This is a genomic window from Spirulina sp. LEGE 11439, assembly GCF_059821285.1.
In genome coordinates this window covers 126,895-143,263 of the sequence record NZ_JCAMRX010000001.1, presented here as the reverse complement: position 1 = coordinate 143,263, position 16,369 = coordinate 126,895, and the positions used below count along the sequence as shown (strand labels likewise).

The window sequence follows — 16,369 nt, the reverse complement described above, 5'->3', positions numbered from 1 at the left end:
TTCAGGATAATCTCATGCAAATCTTCAGTCAATTGGAATCTAATGTGCGGAGTTATAGTCGGTTATTTCCGACGGTGTTTAAAACCGCACGAGGCGCTATTTTAGAAGATAAAGAAGGCGTGCAGTATCTTGATTTTTTGAGCGGTGTAGGAACTCTGAATTACGGACATAATAATCCTCAAATTAAAGAACGATTATTGCGTTATTTGGAGTCCGATGGTATTGTCCACGGTCTCGATCTGGCCACTGTCGCGAAACAAGAATTGCTGGAAGCTTTTGCTGAGATTATCCTCAAACCCAAGCAATTAAACTATAAAGTTCAATTTCCCGGACCGACGGGAACGAATGCTGTAGAAGCTGCATTAAAATTGGCCCGGAAAGTAACGGGACGAGAAACAGCGATCGCTTTTTCTAATGGCTATCATGGCGTTACCTTGGGATCCTTAGCCACAACGGCCAATACTTCTCAACGCAGTGCGGCGGGCATTGCGGTTTCTGGGGTCACTTTTATGCCTTACGATGGCTACTTGGGGGCGGATATCGATACGACAGAATATCTCGATCGCATCCTGACGGATAAAGGTAGCGGGGTCATGATTCCCGCCGCCGTGATTTTAGAAACGATTCAAGGGGCTGGCGGGGTGAATGTGGCGAGTTTTGAATGGTTGCGATCCCTCGAAAAAGTCTGTCGCAAACACGAGATTCTCTTAATTGTGGACGATATTCAAGTGGGATGCGGACGGACGGGTTCTTTCTTCAGTTTTGAAGAGGTGGGCATTTCCCCCGATATTGTCACCCTGTCTAAATCTTTGAGCGGTTTCGGCTTGCCTTTTTCCTTAGTGCTGATGAAATCGGAGTTAGACCAATGGCAACCCGGCCAGCATAGTGGTACTTTTCGCGGACCCAATCTGGCTTTTGTTACGGCCAAAGCGGCTTTAGAACTGTATTGGCAAGACGACAGTTTTTCGACTTCTATTCAAGAGAAAGGAAGGCAAATGCGATCGCGATTAGAGCAAATTGCCAAAAATCACGAATCAGCCGCTCTTACTGTCAGAGGAAGAGGCATGATTCAAGGGTTAGACTGCCAAGATGGCAATCTCGCCGCTCAAATTATACAGAGAGCTTTTCAAAAGAGGCTCATTATGGAAACGGCTGGCTCGCAAGGGCAAGTGATTCGCTGTCTTCCTCCTTTAACCATTGCGGAAGCGGAATTAGAACAAGGGTTAGACCTACTCGAAAAAGTTGTGATGGAAGCGATCGCCCCATGAAAATTATCTTAGAAGATTCTCCAGAAATTCTCGCCCGCATCGGCCAAATTGAAGCGATTTGCGGACGAGATATTGGCAATGGGATACAACCCCTCGTACAAGCAGCAAAAGGGGAAATGCTCGAGGCGGCGCGATCGCTTGCCGAACATCCATCCCCTCACGTCGCCATTATGACCGGCTTTTTTGTCCCGCGTGGCAATCCTCCCGCAGCCGAAACCGATGGTCCCATCGGTGCCGCTCATTTAGCCGCAGGACTGCTCGGGGTCGGGATTCCCGTCCGTCTCGTCACCGATTCCTTCTGTTTAAATGCCGTCAAAGTTGCCGCTCGGGCCGCCGGTATCGCCGCTAATATTCCTGTTGATGTCGTTCCCCTCGAGGCAGTCAGTGCAGAAGATCCGGCGATCGCGGCGATTATTAACGCTTGGCAAAATAGTAAAACCCCCGTTTCTCATGTCATTGCCATCGAACGGGCGGGCCCGGGTTACGATGGGATTGTCTGGAACATGATCGGCAAGGATATCACCCCTCAAACCGCTCCTTTACATCTGCTCTTTAATCTCCCTAACATTATTTCCATCGGGATTGGGGATGCGGGGAACGAACTGGGAATGGGTAAACTGCCTCGAGAACTGATTGCGAAGGGGGTCAGTACAGGAGGGCAAATCGCTTGTAATATTTCCTGTCATTACCTCATCGTTTGTGGCGTATCCAATTGGGGAGCGATCGGGTTACTGGTGGCCCTCGCTTTATTGCGAAATGAATGGAAACGCCGATTAACTGAAAGGTTGACATTAGAGACCGATCTTCATATTTTACAGGTGCTCATTGAGGAAGGTCCCGCAGTGGATGGAGATACGGGAGTCCAAGAACTGGTAGTGGATACTTTACCTTGGGAATATCATGGCAAAGTCTTGACGGAAATTTTGTCAACTGCCGGTTTAATCGCCTCAGTTTGAGAGTGCAGCCCCGATACTGTCCTGCAAAATATCTAGCCCTTGTTTTAAGGTATCAATTTCAACAGTGAGAGTTGGCTGTAGATTAATTACCTCTTTGTGAGTTCCCATCGGCTCAAAAATCAAACCTCGTTTGAATGCTTCATGGCTGACTTTTTTAGCCAAACCCGGAGTTTTGCAGGCAATTCCTTGAATTAACCCCAGTCCTCGATGTTCCCCGCCAATTTCGGGATAATGGGCGATCGCTTCGTGCAGTCGCTTGCTCGTTATCTCTCCTTTGGCGGCAATCTCTCGGGCAAAAGCATCGGTTTGCCAGTATTCCTCGATCGCGGCGGCGGCTGTCACAAAAGCGAGATTGTTACCTCGGAATGTACCGCTATGTTCTCCCGGTTTCCAGCAGTCCAAATCCGGTCGTATTAAGACAACCGCCATCGGTAGTCCATAGGCACCCAAAGATTTAGAGAGACAAACGAGATCCGGTTGGAAATTGGCTCGCTCAAAACTAAAGAATGGCCCCGTGCGACCGCAACCGACTTTAATCTCATCGACAATCAGGAGAATCTCGTGCGATCGCGCAATGTTGGCCAAGCGATCGAGCCAAGGGACGCTCGCTACGTTAATACCGCCCTCAGATTGAACGGTTTCGAGGATAATTGCGGCGGGTTTTTCTTCCTTCCGACTCAATTCTTGGATGAGTGCTTCGAGGCGATCGAGGCTGGTATCTTCTGCCTCGTTTTTTTCTTCAAAAGACACCGTTACCGCATGATTGAGGGGAATGCCTGCCGCTTTTTGATAGACGGGGTTGGGAGTCACGGCAAGAGCGCCTAAAGTGTGACCGTGATAGCCCTTGGCAAAACAAATGACCGTTTTTCGCCCCGTTGCCTTCCGTGCCAGTTTCAATGCCGCTTCTGCCGCATTCGTCCCGGTTGGACCGGTAAACATAACCTTATAATTGAGTCCTCTGGGCTTTAGAATAATGGACTCAAAACCTTCGAGAAATTTGCGCTTAGCCGCCGTAAACATATCGAGACCGTGGGCGATCGCATCGGATTCAATGTATTCAAGAAGATGCTGTTTGAGTTTGGGATTATTGTGGCCGTAATTGAGGGCACCGGCACCCGCTAAGAAGTCAATGTAAGTGCGCCCGTTTTCATCGGTGAGGCGATCGCCGACGGCCTTCGTAAAAACCGTGGGAAATAAGCGACAATAGCTGCGGACTTCAGATTCTAGTCTTGTGAAAACACTCATCTGTTCAATTTTTCCTATTGTCAACAATGGATAGGGACTCAAAGCACGTCATTTTGTCGAGTCTCTTTTGTAGATATCGTCGGTTTGACTAAAAGTTGACGATATTTAAGGTCTACTTAAGGATATCCAGAACCCAGAATATTATATGCTGCGATCGGACAATAACATCAATGTCATGAGTATTGTGAAACAAGGTAAATTTAGCGAAACTGACACAGAAGCATTATTTGACAATCTCGAACGAGATAAGCGTTTTCGCAGTTTCTGGAATCCAGAAGGCTGTCTTCATTGGGGTTATTTCGATAACTTAGCGACGACTCGGGCAGAGGACTTTGTGTCGGCTTGCGATCGCTGGGATCGGTATATGTTAGAACAGAGCGGTATTACTGCCCAATCCAAAGTCTTAGAAGTCGCTTGCGGTAATGGTAACGCTTCGATTTGGTTAGCACGAGAGACGGGATGTGAAGTGGTGGGAGTCGATCTCTGTAGTAATTATATCGACAATGCTCGAGCCAAGGCCAGCCAATATCCATCTCTACGCTTGAGCTTTCACAAAGAATCTGCGACTCATCTTCCTTTTGCCAATGACACTTTTACTCACGTCTGGAGTCAAGCTGCCCTTTACCATATCCCCGACCTGAGTCTAGCTCTGGCAGAAGCATACCGCGTTTTAAAAACCGGGGGAGTATTCCTCTTTGATGACTTGGTAACTCCTGTCCCGAATGTCAGCAAAATGGCTCGTCAACACGTTTACGATCGCTTGCGGTTTGAGCCGACATTTAGCCCGGAAGCCTACGCCGAAAAGTTGACGCAGCTTGGGTTTACAGTGTTACAACAGACAGATATGAGCGAACATCTGAATAAAAGCTACGAACTCGTGGCCCAATCAGCTCGGGAGGAATATCCCGAGCTAAGTGCTGCTTTTGAGAAAACCCGGGAAGCGATCGTTTCTCGCGATGTGGGTTGGTATTTCCACCTCTGTAAAAAATAAGCAATTTTTACTTAATATTGCACTCATTCAATTTTAGGTTTTGCTTCATTCAAGAGAACTAAAAGAGAGATTTTGATCTTGAGTTGGGGAAGATTGACTAGATACAGAGATGCAAATTCCGAATAAAATGATTGCAAAAACTATCCAGTTCAAAACACCCAACTTCTCTGTAAAAATAATCCAAGCCAGTATAGCGGTAAAAGCGGGATCGAGTAAAAGCACTAAAGCGACGACCTTCGAAGGAATGTCTTTAAGGCTATAGATGACTAATATCTGGCCTAAACTAATAATCGATAAACCGATGAGAAACAACCAACCTAGTCTCGAACTCGGAAAAATAGGAGCATGACTAATTAGGACTAAAGGTAAAGTTAAAATCAAACCAATCCCATAACGCCACCAAAATATTGTAGTTGCCGTAAACTGCGTTCGGAGTTTTTCCGTACAGAGTAAGTAAAACGCATAACAAATTGACGCGAGTAAGGCAATTCCATCTCCTTGTAAATGAAGTGCGCTTTCTGAAAAATCTAGGACTCCCAAAATACAACTTCCGCCAATAGCGATCGCCATGCCAATACCAAATTTAAGACTAAAACCCTTGCCCCAAATCAACCAATCTAAAATAGTCGTGAATAAAGGTGTCAGACCAAAAGCAAGAGCAGAAGTTGCAACTTGAGTTTGCGTTAAAGACCAACTCCAGAAAATGAGACTCCCACAGCCACATATTCCCATTGCGATTAAAAGCAGCAATACTCGATAAGTATAGACAACTTCTTCTCTCGGTTGAGGTTCAGATGCTCGATAAAATGTGCTGTGAAGACCATTCCCTAACCCAAAAAGCACAAGCGCAATCCAAAAGTGATTGAAAATGGTTGCATTAGGATCGAGGGTACTTTCGCTCAATCTAATCAGAATAGGAATAAATCCTTGAATAATTAAAGCACCGAATAAGGCAATACTTGCGATCGCTACCGATGTCCTCAGGCCGGTTCTTCGAGTCGGGGTTTTACGCTCTGACTTCTCAGCCGCTATAATATTATCCACACTATACCCAATAAACTATACTCAATAAATTGTACAAGCTAATTTGCTTACGGTTTTATGCTTCTCTAGAGACACTTTTAGCTATTGCCATTGCTAGAATTCTAGCGCCGAATTCTAGTCAAGTCGCTTCAATTGCGACTATAATCAGGTTCATCTGCTTTTTGGGGAATTGAGATCGCAACAGTTTCTCCTTTTTGTAGATTCTCGTGGATTCTCTATGGTACTATATTGTTCCTTAACAAACAACAAATAACAAAACATGAAACTCAGCCTTTGTACGATTGTTAAAGACGAAGAAAAATCCTTACCACAATGTTTGGATAGCGTGAAAGGTGTCGTAGATGAAATTATTGTTCTCGATACGGGATCGAGCGATCGCACGCCGGAAATTGCGGCGGAATACGGTGCAAAAGTGCATTATTTTGAATGGGGCAATGATTTTGCTGCGGCGCGAAATGAAGCACTAAAATATGTCGAAGGAGATTGGGTATTAATTTTAGATGCAGATGAACGTTTAAATCAAGAAATCGTGCCGCAAATGAAGGTAGCAATGTTGGAAGAACGAGCATTAGTCATTAATTTAATTCGCAAGGAAGTCGGTGCAGCACAAAGTCCGTATTCTTTAACTTCGCGTCTCTTTCGCAAACATCCAAAAATTCAATTTTCCCGACCCTATCACGCTTTAATTGATGATAGCGTCGTCGCTTTGGTGAAAAAGGAACCTCAGTGGCAAATTGCTTCTCTTCCCAGTGTTGCCGTTTTCCACTACGGTTACGATCCCCAAGAAATTGCTGCCAAAGAAAAAGGCGATCGCGCAAAAGCAGTGATGGAAAGTTATATTCAAGATCATCCCGATGATTCCTATGCCTGCAACAAATTAGGGGCGCTCTATTTGGAGGACGGAAAAATTGAAGCAGGAATCGAACTTTTAAAACGAGGGTTAAAAGATATCAATGCTGGGGCAATGGTTGTTTATGAATTAAATTATCACCTTGCCAATGCTTACAATCGCAAACAAGACGTGAATCAAGCAGTCGTGTACTATCAGGCGGCTTTAGCACAAAATATTCTTCCCGCCTTAAAATTAGGGGCGTATAATAATCTCGGCACGCTGTTGTTTTCGGCTGGAGAATATCAAATGGCAGAACGCGCTTTTGCGGCCACTGTTGTTGCCGATCCCAGTTTTGCCTTTGGCTACTATAATTTAGGCATGACCTTAAAAGCACAGGGCAATTTTGACAAGGCCATTCAAGCCTATGGGAAAGCGATCGAATGCAAGCCCGACTACGCCCAAGCCTATCAAAATTTAGGGGTGACTTGGCTCAAATGCGGTAATGTTCAATTGGGTTTGCAAAGCATGGGACGCGCGATCGCTTTATTAGAAATGCAGAATCTTCTCGAAGCCCAGCGTCTGCGTCAAGAGTTAAAAGATATGGGTTTTGATGTTCCTAAAGTGAAAATCGAATCGATTCTTCAATGAACGGCGAATAACTAACTACTAATAACTAACAACTAACAACAAATTATGAACCCTCTTCTCATCGGTCAAGGACTCCCTCCTTTTGCTAAAATCGACGCAGCCCACGTCATTCCGGCAGTGAAACAGTTATTAGAAGATTTAAGCACCTTGCAAGAAAAATTAGAAACTTCTGCAACTCCAACATGGGAAGGTTTAGTCGAACCACTTACGGAAATTGAAGAACGCTTGGGCTGGACTTGGGGGATTATCGGTCATTTAATGGGGGTCAAAAATAGCCCTGAATTACGAGAAGCCTACGAAACCGTACAGTCGGATCTCGTGAAATTTAGCAGTCAACTCAATCAAAGTAAAACGATTTACAAGGCATTTAAAGGCATCCAAGAAAATGAAGGTTTTGTCAGCCTCGAACCCGCTCAAAAACGGATTGTAGAGGCTGCAATTCGCGATGCCGTGCTTTCTGGAGTTGCCTTGGAAGGAGAAAAACAAGAACGCTTTAATGCGATCGAACTGGAGTTAGCAGAATTGTCCACCAAGTTCTCTAATAATCTCCTCGATGCAACCAAAGCTTTTAAACTCAAATTAACAAATCGAGAAGAAGTTGCAGGGTTGCCGGAAAGTTGGCTGGCTTTCGCCGCCCAAAATGCTCGCGAAGAAGGAGAAGAAAAAGCCACTCCTGAAGCAGGTCCTTGGTTGGTAACTCTCGATATTCCGTCCTTTTTTCCTTTTATGAAATATGGGAAACGTCAGGATTTGCGAGAGAAACTTTATCGAACAAGAATTACTCGCGCTTCCCAAGGAGAATGGGATAATAATCCTCTCGTCGATCGCATTTTAGCTTTACGAAGAGAACAGGCTGAAATTTTGGGTTTTTCCAGTTATGCCGAGGTCAGTTTGACCCAAAAAATGGCCCCGGATGTGGCCACTGTAGAAAAATTATTGGAAGAATTGCGATCGCCAGCTTATCAAGCCGCACAAACAGAATTAGCACAGGTCAAAGAATTCGCCCAAACTGACGATTTAAAGCTCTGGGATATTGCCTTTTGGTCGGAACGACAAAGAGAAGAGAAATACGCCTTGAATGCTGAAGAATTACGCCCTTATTTTCCTTTACCACAGGTATTGGATGGCTTATTCGGTCTCATTCAGCGACTTTTTGGTGTAACGATTTCAGCCGCCGATGGACAAGCTTCAGTTTGGCACGAAAATGTCCGATATTTTCAAGTGAAGGATGAAACCGGAGAAGCGATCGCATATTTCTTTCTCGATCCTTACAGTCGTCCCGCAGAAAAACGCGGCGGGGCTTGGATGGATGATTGTATTGGTCGCAGGAAAATTAAAGAAAACGGCGTAATTAAAAATCGCCTTCCTGTCGCTTATATGATCTGCAATCAAACCCCGCCTATCGACGGAAAACCTAGTTTAATGACCTTTGAAGAAGTAGAAACTCTCTTTCATGAATTCGGTCACGGATTGCAACATATGCTGACGAAAATTGACTATCCTCAAGCGGCAGGAATTAATAATATTGAGTGGGATGCCGTGGAATTACCCAGTCAATTTATGGAGAATTGGTGTTACGATCGCGCGACTTTATTTGGCATGGCGAAACACTATGAAACGGGGGAAACTTTACCAGAACATTACTATCAAAAGCTCCTAGCAGCCCGCCACTATCAAAGCGGTTTATCGACTCTGCGTCAATTGCATTTCGGGTTATTGGATATCGAATTACACCATCGCTATCAACCGGAAAGAAAGGAAACTCCGCAAGAAGTTCGCGATCGCCTTGCCAAAATTACTACGGTTATTCCACCTTTACCGGAAGATTCTTTTTTGTGTTCTTTCGCTCATATTTTCTCTGGGGGCTATGCCGCCGGCTATTATAGCTATCATTGGGCAGAAGTTTTGAGTGCTGATGCCTTTGCTGCTTTTGAAGAAGTGGGTTTGGATAACGAAGAAGCTATCGTGGAAACCGGACAGCGTTTTCGCAATACGGTATTAGCTTTAGGAGGAAGTTTGTCCCCGATGGAAGTGTTTAAAACTTTCCGAGGTCGGGAACCGAAAACCGAACCTTTATTACGTCATAAAGGGTTAATTACTGTTAGTTGATTTTATCAGTCGCGGGAATGCTAACACGAATGCAAAGCGTCTCTGGAAGAGTTGTTCGATTCGTCGAGGTTGCACCGCTTGCACAATGAATGAGAAACCCATATTATTCTATCTCAAAGAGTAGGAATTTGCGAGGAAAAAGAGGTAGAAATGATTCTAAATCTATTGAAGGAAGAAAGTAGAATGATTATTAGTCTTATGAAAAAGTTAGAAAAATGAAATCTATTCCCTGTTCCCCGTTCCCTCAAGACCAAATTATCATTGTGCTATCAATTGACTCCTCTAATACTTTCAGTAACAAATATAACTTAATTTGCGATCGCAAAAAGACAATGAAGAACATAAAAATAATTGAAATTATAGTGATGGCTCTTTTCTCGATAAAATAATCAAGCATTAAAGACCGAGAACGAATTGCCCCGAAATCGCTCTCAAACCAAGTTTTCAGCCCGTCTTATGGTAGAATTCGCTAATATTGGAGGGCTAATTTAGGAAAACCCTTGAAAAAAAAGGACATAGCAGGAGTTTTGTCGAACGTGAGTAAAATTGTTCTTGTTTCCGATACCAATTTCGAGCAGGAGGTCTTTCAATCTCAAACCCCCGTACTCGCCTATTTTTGGGCAAATTGGTGCGGGCCTTGTCGATTGGTCGCTCCTTCAGTGGAACATATTTCCGAACAGTATAGCGATCGCCTCAAAGTTGTCAAGATGGAAATCGATCCCAATCCTAATGCCGTCAAGCGCTTCCAAGTTGAAGGTGTTCCCGCTTTGAGAGTAATTCAAGGAGATAAGGTGATCAAATCCCATGAAGGGGCAATTACGCGGGCGGCCTTGATAGAAATGGTTGATGAGTGTTTAAATTAACTGTTTAAATTAACTGCCCCTAAATCATGCAATTGGCTCGGCGACTTTCTTCTCTACAAACCAATGTTTTTGCCGATATGGATCGGGCAAAAGCAAAAGCGATCGCGGCAGGACAAGACCTTATCGATCTATCTTTAGGGTCGTCAGATCTCCCCGTCGCCCAGCCAATTATCGATGCGATCGCTTCTGCCCTTCAAGATCCCGCCACCCACGGCTATACTTTATTTCACAGCACTCAGCCTTTCCGAGAAGCTGTTGCCCACTCATACCAGCAAAAATACGGCATTACCATCGATCCTGAAACCGAAGTGCTGCCCTTAATTGGCTGTCAAGAAGGTACCGCCCATCTGCCTTTAACTGTCCTCGATCCGGGGGATGTTGCCCTACTCTGCGATCCCGGTTATCCGTCTCATGCGGGGGGCGTGCATTTAGCAGGAGGCGAAGTACATCTCATGCCCCTGCGAGAAGAAGAACAGTTTTTACCTATCTTTACTGAGATTCCGCAAGATATTGTCCAGCGATCGCGCTTGATGGTTTTAAGTTATCCTCATAATCCCACCACAGCGATCGCATCCCTTGAATTTTTCCAAAAAGCCGTCACTTTTTGTCAAGAAAATAATATTATCTTGGCCCATGATTTTCCCTACGCTGATTTTGTTTTTGCGGGCAGTGAGATTCCCCCTTCTATTTTGCAGGCCGATCGCGAGAAAACTCACGCCATTGAATTCTTTACCTTCTCTAAATCCTATAATATGGGGGGATTTCGCATTGCTTACGCGATCGGGAATCGGGAACTCATCGGCGCATTGCGTCGAGTCAAAGCTGTTATCGACTTCAATCAGTATCGCGGCATCATGCGCGGCGCGATCGCGGCTTTATCGGCAGAACAAGCGATCGTCAAAGAAACCGTCTCCACGTTCCAACAGCGCCGCGATATTTTTGTTAGATCTCTCAATAAGATCGGTTGGAATGTCCCTACCCCTGCCGCGACTTTATATGCTTGGGGGAAATTACCGCCCCCTTGGGAGAATAAGTCCCTGCAATTTTGCTTGCAATTGGTAGAAAAAACCGGAGTCGCTCTCTCTCCGGGTTCCGGTTTCGGTCAAAACGGGGAAGGTTACGTGCGTTTTGCGCTGGTACATCCCCCCGATATCCTACAAACTGCGGTGGCGCGGATTGCTGAATTTTTAGAGAATAGTTAGGACGTAGGGACGTTAAATTTAACGTCCCGGCATTGGAAATTACGGGATAAGGGCGATCGCGATCGCAGAAAAAAGCGTCTCTTCCTTCTATATTAAGCAATGGGTGGAGGAAGTCAGCTTCCTTAAAGTAACATTCTACTCCGGTAGAAAAAACCACAAAATCTTTATCGAAAACCGAGGAAACTTTACACAAATTTCACCCATTTGAGAAACATATCCTTTTTAATGAGAAAAGGAAAAGAGATAAATTAACGGCTTCCAGCCAAGCCTATAAAAACTCGCTCGCACATCAAGAGGAAAATTACTATGAAAGGGATCGCTCAAAAACTTTTAGTTGGTACATCTGTTTTAGTTGGCACGATCGCAACTTCTGCACCTGCCCTTGCTTCATCTCTCAGCAACGTGCAAATGTTTGGTACTGACTACGGCGTTTACGGTGCAGGTGATGCAGTCACAGCTTTAACGGACAACGATCGCTACAGCCACGTTGAATTAAACATTGCCGACGAAATTTTAAGCAATAATGACACGGGTTTTACCGGAAACTTAGGGTCTGACTCCATTCGAGTCGAAGGTATTACCCAAGATGACTGGGATGGCGGTTTAGGCGCGCAATGGATGGCAGATTTTACCACAGCATATCCTCTGCTTGCTAATGCAACTTATAATAATGTTCCCATCGGTCAAATCATTAGTGCAGAAATCGAAACCGCGATCGGACGTTCTGGCGATCCCAACGTAGCTTACTTGGCTAAAGATGATGGTTCCGGAGACATTGAAATCGACTTAATTGGTCACTATAACGTTTGGGATGCACCTTGGGTAGAAACTTATGAAGCTAATCCTCTTTACGCTCCAGTCATTGCCGCACTCAAAACAACAACTCCTCTGTTGCAAATCAGTGAAATTGCGAAAGTGACGGTTAACGGAGAAGTCCAATACGCTTACAGTTTCTCGGCTGAAAATACTGGAGTTGTCGCAGGAGACGATGGAGTTTCCCACTCTGGACGCTATACCGTCGCTTTAGCCGGAACTGCGGAAGAAGATCCCACAGATGTCCCCGAACCTTCGATCGTTCTTGGTTTGATGACGGTTAGCGGCTTATTTGCTGCTTCTAAGCGCAAGTCTCAAAAAGCATAATTCATTCTCATTCATTCAAGGTTTCTCTCGTATCAATCCTCATAATCTCAATTGGGAAGCAGATTACTGCTTCCTTTTTTTTGCTATGGTGTGAATATCTCGATATTGCAGAGAAATTAATCAATTTGCAGCACGCGATCGCTAAAGCCTTCCTACAAGAACGAGGTAACGGCAACATGGATGAATAAACCGATTTTTGCCAAACCTGCAAATCGCAGTAAAAGATTTATGGGGCGGGTGTTTGAATCATTCCCCGATCTTTGGTATATTAGCGGCGTATCTCGTCAAGAAAAGATTTGGTGTTCTGATGTCGTTCGTTGGTTGAATGAATATCGCGTTTATATTCTTCATTCTCAAATTATTGGTATTTATGTTTATGAGCAGAAAAGCGATCGCGGTTTAGATGAGGCAATTATTCAAGAAGCGATTCAATGTTTGGATAATGCAGGAGAATCGGTAGCAGGATATGCTTTAGATTTTGGCGTATTGAGTACGGGAGAAACAGCACTGATTGAAATGAACGACGGATTTTCCTTGGGAAATTATGGCTTGAGCGATCGCAACTATACCGATTTATTATTAGCACGATGGCAAGAGTTATTACAAAAGTGAGGCGATCGCATTTTTAGCTAAGATAAAATATAGTTTTAAAATATAGTTTTAAAATATAGCTTTCTTCTCTACAGTACGATTAATATGCGAATTAAGTTTTCTAAAATAACCTCTTCCTTCTTAATACGTTTCAGCACTACAATTTTATTGTTATTTTTATCCAGTTTGAGTTTTGCACTTTATCTTGCATCTAATCGTCTCTTATTTCCCAAAAAGCCGACCTTGGAAAAGCGCCATCTGCAAATTATCCAAAATCCACAAAAAGTTGGGTTTAATTTGCAACCATTTACCGTCCAAGCAAAGGATCGTGTTGCGATCGCAGCCTATTTAATTTCTCCCAGTGCCGAGATTGTACAATCCTCAAAACCGCGAGGAACAATCTTGATGTTACACGGAATATCGGGGATTAAAGAACATAACTTTGCGATCGCAGAACGATTCGTTGCAGCAGGATTTAATTGCATTACTTACGATAGTCGATCGCATGGTGAAAGTTCCGGTCAATTTGTTACTTATGGACTCCAAGAAGTTGCCGACGCATCATTAATTCTTGATGAAGCCAGCCGCCTTTTTGGGGAAGATTTAGCACCTTATAGTTTATTTGGTATTTCTCTCGGGGCATCAGTGGGCTTACAACTCATTCCTACAGATTCGCGCATTCAAAAAGCAATTATTGTCAGTCCTTTTTCGAATTTAAAAAAATTAGTCGGAGAGCATAGTCAACAATATTTGGGAGAAATAGGAATGAATTTATTTGTTCCTTTATTATTTTGGTTAACTGAAAAACGCACGAGTTTTTCTTTCCATCAAGTTAACCCGATCGCTTCAGCAAAAGAGATTAAAATTCCCATTCTCATCGTACATGGAGAACACGATCCTTTTACCGCGATCGACCACGGAAGACAAATTGATACAGCCATCCCTAACCCGCACAAAGTTTGGCGAATTGTCCCCCAAGGAAATCATCATCAAGTTTTAATGCAAGGTGGAGATGAGTTATATCGAGAAATAGTCGAATTTTTAATCCCTTAAATGACTCAAAAACTCTCTCTGCGTCTTCTGTGTCTCTGGGGTGTATTAATAATCATCTTCCAAAAGCTCATCAATCATTCCTCCCGGATTTTCGATGCGATTTTCCCAATATTCAAGATTGGTATTGTCAGGATCGACTTGTTTCCAAATTCCCAACCACGATCGCGCCCCATCGGGTTGTTTTTTGGCCAAATCTAATTCAATATTCGTCTGACATAAGAAATGAAAGGCGAGATAATTCATCGACTTCCATTGAATCATCGGCTGAAGGAGTTCCTCTGTTTTTTCAAGTTCCTTGCGATCGAGATGGCATTTCGCGAGAGCAACTCTGGCAAAGGGATAATTCGGATCGCGATCGTAGATTTCTTGACATAATGCCTCCATTTCTTCGTCCCGATCTTGCATTTGATAAGCGATCGCTAAATTATAATTCAGATCTCGTGCTTCTGGGTTAATTTCTAAAGCTTGCTTAAATAATTCTTCGGCTTTTTCAGCATTGCTGGCTTTTAATTCCGCGATTCCTGCTGTCAAGAGCTTCGAGGTTTCTGGGGAATGTTCGTCAACCATTTCATTATGTAATTCAATGCCAATCAAGAGAATATCTTGCCACTGATCTCGAATCCACATTCTTGTTTGTCCTGCCGGCATTAAACCCGCTTGGGAAGCAATATAACCCGCTTCGTGGCGCATTTCATCGGGGCCGATATCGCTGAGAGCAAATTCTCGCAAGACTGCTAATAATTCTGGAGTTTTAGTATATTTTGCGAGGGCGATCGCAAGGGTTCTGCTACTCGGATCGCCACGCTTTATCATGAGAGGAATAAGAGTGTTTAATTCGGGGTATTTTTCCAAACAGAATTGAGCAGCTTCTTGTAATTTTTCTTCCTCTCCTTCTATTGGAGCGATCGCTTTCACAATTCCTTTTCGAGTTGCACCGAATAACCAGCGATCGCTCGAAAAAAACCACGGAGAATGGTGAAAGCCTGCGGGTTGTTTCATATCTTCTAAATTAGCGCGAGCAATACCGAGATTAGGATTTTGTTTGAGTGCTTTTTCCCAAAAAATCTTTGCTTCTTGTTCGTGTTTTTTTTGCAGATGAGCAGCAGCGAGATAATGATAAAATATTCCCATTAAGTTCTTTGAATTATTGCTCTCTTCTGCTGTTTTGTATAACTCAAATATACTTTCATCGTCTTCTAGCCAAGCAAAAGCCTCCGCCGCTTTTGTCCAATAATCGGGATCTTTGTGCCAGCGATCGCTTGTTTGTTTCAATTTCTCTATATATTCTTCTAAGCCATCTTGACGGCCTAGCCAGACACGGTAAGCAATATAATTAGAGATAGCATGATAACTATTGGGATTGGCAGCCAGACATCGTTCTGTGACCGCGATCGCTTCTTCAGGTTGGTTATCAAACCAATAAGCAAAACTGAGATTATTTAATGCTCCCGCAAAATTCGGTTCAATTTCTAATAACTGTTCGGTATATTGTCGCGTTTCGGCAAAGTTATTAATCGCTAAAGCGGACATGGCTTTCTCGTGTAGTAACATAATTTGTTGCGTGCGATCGCCAACTTCCATGTCGCTTTCTTTGGCGATTTCTGCGATCGCTTGTTCGAGAGTGGCGATCATTTCACTAATCTCTTTTGTCTCTTCACTATCGGGAAATTTGTCGCGGGCGAGATTGAATGTTTCTAATGCAAGGGCTGGACGTTCTTTTTCCACATAAGCAGCCCCAAGAGCCAGTAAAGCATTGCGATCGTCTGGGGCTGCTTTGACCCACCTTTCGAGGTTAAATTGATATAAAGAAGAATGCCCGAGTTCATTATAAGTATAAGCTAAATATTTCAGCACTTCTGGGCGATCGGGATAGCGATCGTCAAGTTCGCGCAATTTAGTAAGAGCATTATCGAGTTCTCCAAGAGCCAGAAACTTTTGTGCTTTGGCGACACCGGCTTGGACATTTTGGAGATTAAGACCAAATCCTTTTTTAGGAGAACGAGTAACATATTTTTTCTTCTTCTTAGCCATGTTTTCAGTCTCTCAGTTTATTATTTTTACTATAGATTACTCAGCATATCGTTTTTATTCCTTCTTAAGAGATAATTGCTTGGTTTTTCTTAATGAAATTCGGTGGGATTTTCAAAAAATCAAATATTTTCTTGACGTTTGGCACAATTTATGAGAGAGGCTGGCTTTTATCGAGGTGAAAGCGATCGCCCAATTCTGAAAGAAGAATGTAAAGAAATTCAAGAAAAGCGATCGCCGGAAATAGAGAAGTAATGCGATCGCACAATTCATAATCAAACGATCGCATCAATCAAGCTAACTACTAAAATATTCTTTTTCGAAGAATTTATCGTGCAAAATTCTCAAACAATTTTGGCACTTGAAGTTTAAGAGACTATACTTAGGATCTAAATTTTT

Annotated in this window: 14 protein-coding genes; 10 read left to right on the top strand and 4 right to left on the bottom strand. The window is 43.6% G+C overall.

The window, feature by feature from the left end:
• Positions 1-14 precede the first annotated feature (14 nt).
• On the top strand, positions 15-1,268 hold the full coding sequence (gene ectB, locus AC6RV6_RS00625; protein WP_500238069.1) for a diaminobutyrate--2-oxoglutarate transaminase: 1,254 nt from the start codon (positions 15-17) through the stop codon (positions 1,266-1,268).
• Positions 1,265-2,224: a glutamate cyclase domain-containing protein gene (locus AC6RV6_RS00620; RefSeq protein ID WP_500238067.1), complete on the top strand. Its 960-nt coding sequence runs from the start codon at positions 1,265-1,267 to the stop codon at positions 2,222-2,224. The genes ectB (AC6RV6_RS00625) and AC6RV6_RS00620 overlap by 4 nt, the downstream gene beginning before the upstream one ends.
• Here AC6RV6_RS00620 and ectB (AC6RV6_RS00615) read toward each other — a convergent pair.
• Entirely contained in the window at positions 2,216-3,469 is a 1,254-nt protein-coding gene (ectB, locus tag AC6RV6_RS00615) for a diaminobutyrate--2-oxoglutarate transaminase (protein WP_500238065.1), read from the bottom strand. The two genes, AC6RV6_RS00620 and ectB (AC6RV6_RS00615), sit on opposite strands and share 9 nt — an antisense overlap.
• A 145-nt stretch (positions 3,470-3,614) precedes the next feature.
• Between ectB (AC6RV6_RS00615) and AC6RV6_RS00610 the strand changes: the two genes are divergently transcribed.
• Entirely contained in the window at positions 3,615-4,460 is an 846-nt protein-coding gene (locus AC6RV6_RS00610; protein ID WP_500238063.1) for a class I SAM-dependent methyltransferase, read from the top strand.
• Positions 4,461-4,505: 45 nt separating this feature from the next.
• Here the strand turns inward: AC6RV6_RS00610 and AC6RV6_RS00605 are convergent, their stop codons facing one another.
• Positions 4,506-5,504 carry a DMT family transporter gene (locus AC6RV6_RS00605; protein WP_500238060.1) on the bottom strand — a complete coding sequence of 333 codons (999 nt, stop codon included), beginning with the start codon at positions 5,502-5,504 and terminating at the stop codon, positions 4,506-4,508.
• Positions 5,505-5,763: 259 nt separating this feature from the next.
• Between AC6RV6_RS00605 and AC6RV6_RS00600 the strand changes: the two genes are divergently transcribed.
• The 7 genes from AC6RV6_RS00600 (at position 5,764) to AC6RV6_RS00570 (ending at position 13,942) form a co-directional block, all read left to right on the top strand.
• Positions 5,764-6,984 carry a glycosyltransferase gene (locus AC6RV6_RS00600; protein WP_500238058.1) on the top strand — a complete coding sequence of 407 codons (1,221 nt, stop codon included), beginning with the start codon at positions 5,764-5,766 and terminating at the stop codon, positions 6,982-6,984.
• Positions 6,985-7,029: 45 nt separating this feature from the next.
• On the top strand, positions 7,030-9,093 hold the full coding sequence (locus AC6RV6_RS00595) for a M3 family metallopeptidase (RefSeq protein WP_500238056.1): 2,064 nt from the start codon (positions 7,030-7,032) through the stop codon (positions 9,091-9,093).
• Positions 9,094-9,629: 536 nt separating this feature from the next.
• Complete coding sequence (locus tag AC6RV6_RS00590) at positions 9,630-9,956, top strand: thioredoxin family protein (RefSeq protein WP_500238054.1); 327 nt, start codon at positions 9,630-9,632, stop codon at positions 9,954-9,956.
• A gap of 26 nt (positions 9,957-9,982) precedes the next feature.
• Positions 9,983-11,158: an LL-diaminopimelate aminotransferase gene (locus AC6RV6_RS00585; protein WP_500238053.1), complete on the top strand. Its 1,176-nt coding sequence runs from the start codon at positions 9,983-9,985 to the stop codon at positions 11,156-11,158.
• 306 nt (positions 11,159-11,464) lie between these two features.
• Positions 11,465-12,298, top strand: a complete 834-nt coding sequence (locus tag AC6RV6_RS00580; protein ID WP_500238051.1) for an NF038130 family PEP-CTERM protein — start codon at positions 11,465-11,467, stop codon at positions 12,296-12,298.
• A gap of 180 nt (positions 12,299-12,478) precedes the next feature.
• Positions 12,479-12,910: an ATP-grasp domain-containing protein gene (locus AC6RV6_RS00575; RefSeq protein ID WP_500238049.1), complete on the top strand. Its 432-nt coding sequence runs from the start codon at positions 12,479-12,481 to the stop codon at positions 12,908-12,910.
• A 147-nt stretch (positions 12,911-13,057) separates the two neighbouring features.
• Positions 13,058-13,942 carry an alpha/beta hydrolase gene (locus AC6RV6_RS00570; protein WP_500238047.1) on the top strand — a complete coding sequence of 295 codons (885 nt, stop codon included), beginning with the start codon at positions 13,058-13,060 and terminating at the stop codon, positions 13,940-13,942.
• Between the two features lie 45 nt (positions 13,943-13,987).
• On the opposite strand, the gene AC6RV6_RS00565 is transcribed toward AC6RV6_RS00570, so the two are convergent.
• Together AC6RV6_RS00565 and AC6RV6_RS00560 are read right to left on the bottom strand one after the other, a co-directional pair.
• The gene (locus tag AC6RV6_RS00565; protein WP_500238046.1) at positions 13,988-15,973 is read right to left on the bottom strand and encodes a tetratricopeptide repeat protein; all 1,986 of its coding nucleotides are present in this window, start codon (positions 15,971-15,973) and stop codon (positions 13,988-13,990) included.
• A gap of 148 nt (positions 15,974-16,121) precedes the next feature.
• Complete coding sequence (locus tag AC6RV6_RS00560) at positions 16,122-16,259, bottom strand: hypothetical protein (protein WP_500238044.1); 138 nt, start codon at positions 16,257-16,259, stop codon at positions 16,122-16,124.
• Between the last annotated feature and the right edge of the window lie 110 nt (positions 16,260-16,369).

What these genes read in the sequence shown, in the direction of transcription:
- AC6RV6_RS00600 (WP_500238058.1), top strand. Translation starts at nt 5,764, where the DNA reads ATGAAACTCAGCCTTTGTACGATTGTTAAAGACGAAGAAAAATCCTTA.
- AC6RV6_RS00595 (WP_500238056.1), top strand. Translation starts at nt 7,030, where the DNA reads ATGAACCCTCTTCTCATCGGTCAAGGACTCCCTCCTTTTGCTAAAATC.
- AC6RV6_RS00610 (WP_500238063.1), top strand. Translation starts at nt 3,615, where the DNA reads ATGCTGCGATCGGACAATAACATCAATGTCATGAGTATTGTGAAACAA.
- AC6RV6_RS00575 (WP_500238049.1), top strand. Translation starts at nt 12,479, where the DNA reads ATGAATAAACCGATTTTTGCCAAACCTGCAAATCGCAGTAAAAGATTT.
- AC6RV6_RS00565 (WP_500238046.1), bottom strand. Translation starts at nt 15,973, where the DNA reads ATGGCTAAGAAGAAGAAAAAATATGTTACTCGTTCTCCTAAAAAAGGA.
- AC6RV6_RS00585 (WP_500238053.1), top strand. Translation starts at nt 9,983, where the DNA reads ATGCAATTGGCTCGGCGACTTTCTTCTCTACAAACCAATGTTTTTGCC.
- ectB (WP_500238069.1), top strand. Translation starts at nt 15, where the DNA reads ATGCAAATCTTCAGTCAATTGGAATCTAATGTGCGGAGTTATAGTCGG.
- AC6RV6_RS00560 (WP_500238044.1), bottom strand. Translation starts at nt 16,259, where the DNA reads ATGCGATCGTTTGATTATGAATTGTGCGATCGCATTACTTCTCTATTT.
- ectB (WP_500238065.1), bottom strand. Translation starts at nt 3,469, where the DNA reads ATGAGTGTTTTCACAAGACTAGAATCTGAAGTCCGCAGCTATTGTCGC.
- AC6RV6_RS00620 (WP_500238067.1), top strand. Translation starts at nt 1,265, where the DNA reads ATGAAAATTATCTTAGAAGATTCTCCAGAAATTCTCGCCCGCATCGGC.
- AC6RV6_RS00580 (WP_500238051.1), top strand. Translation starts at nt 11,465, where the DNA reads ATGAAAGGGATCGCTCAAAAACTTTTAGTTGGTACATCTGTTTTAGTT.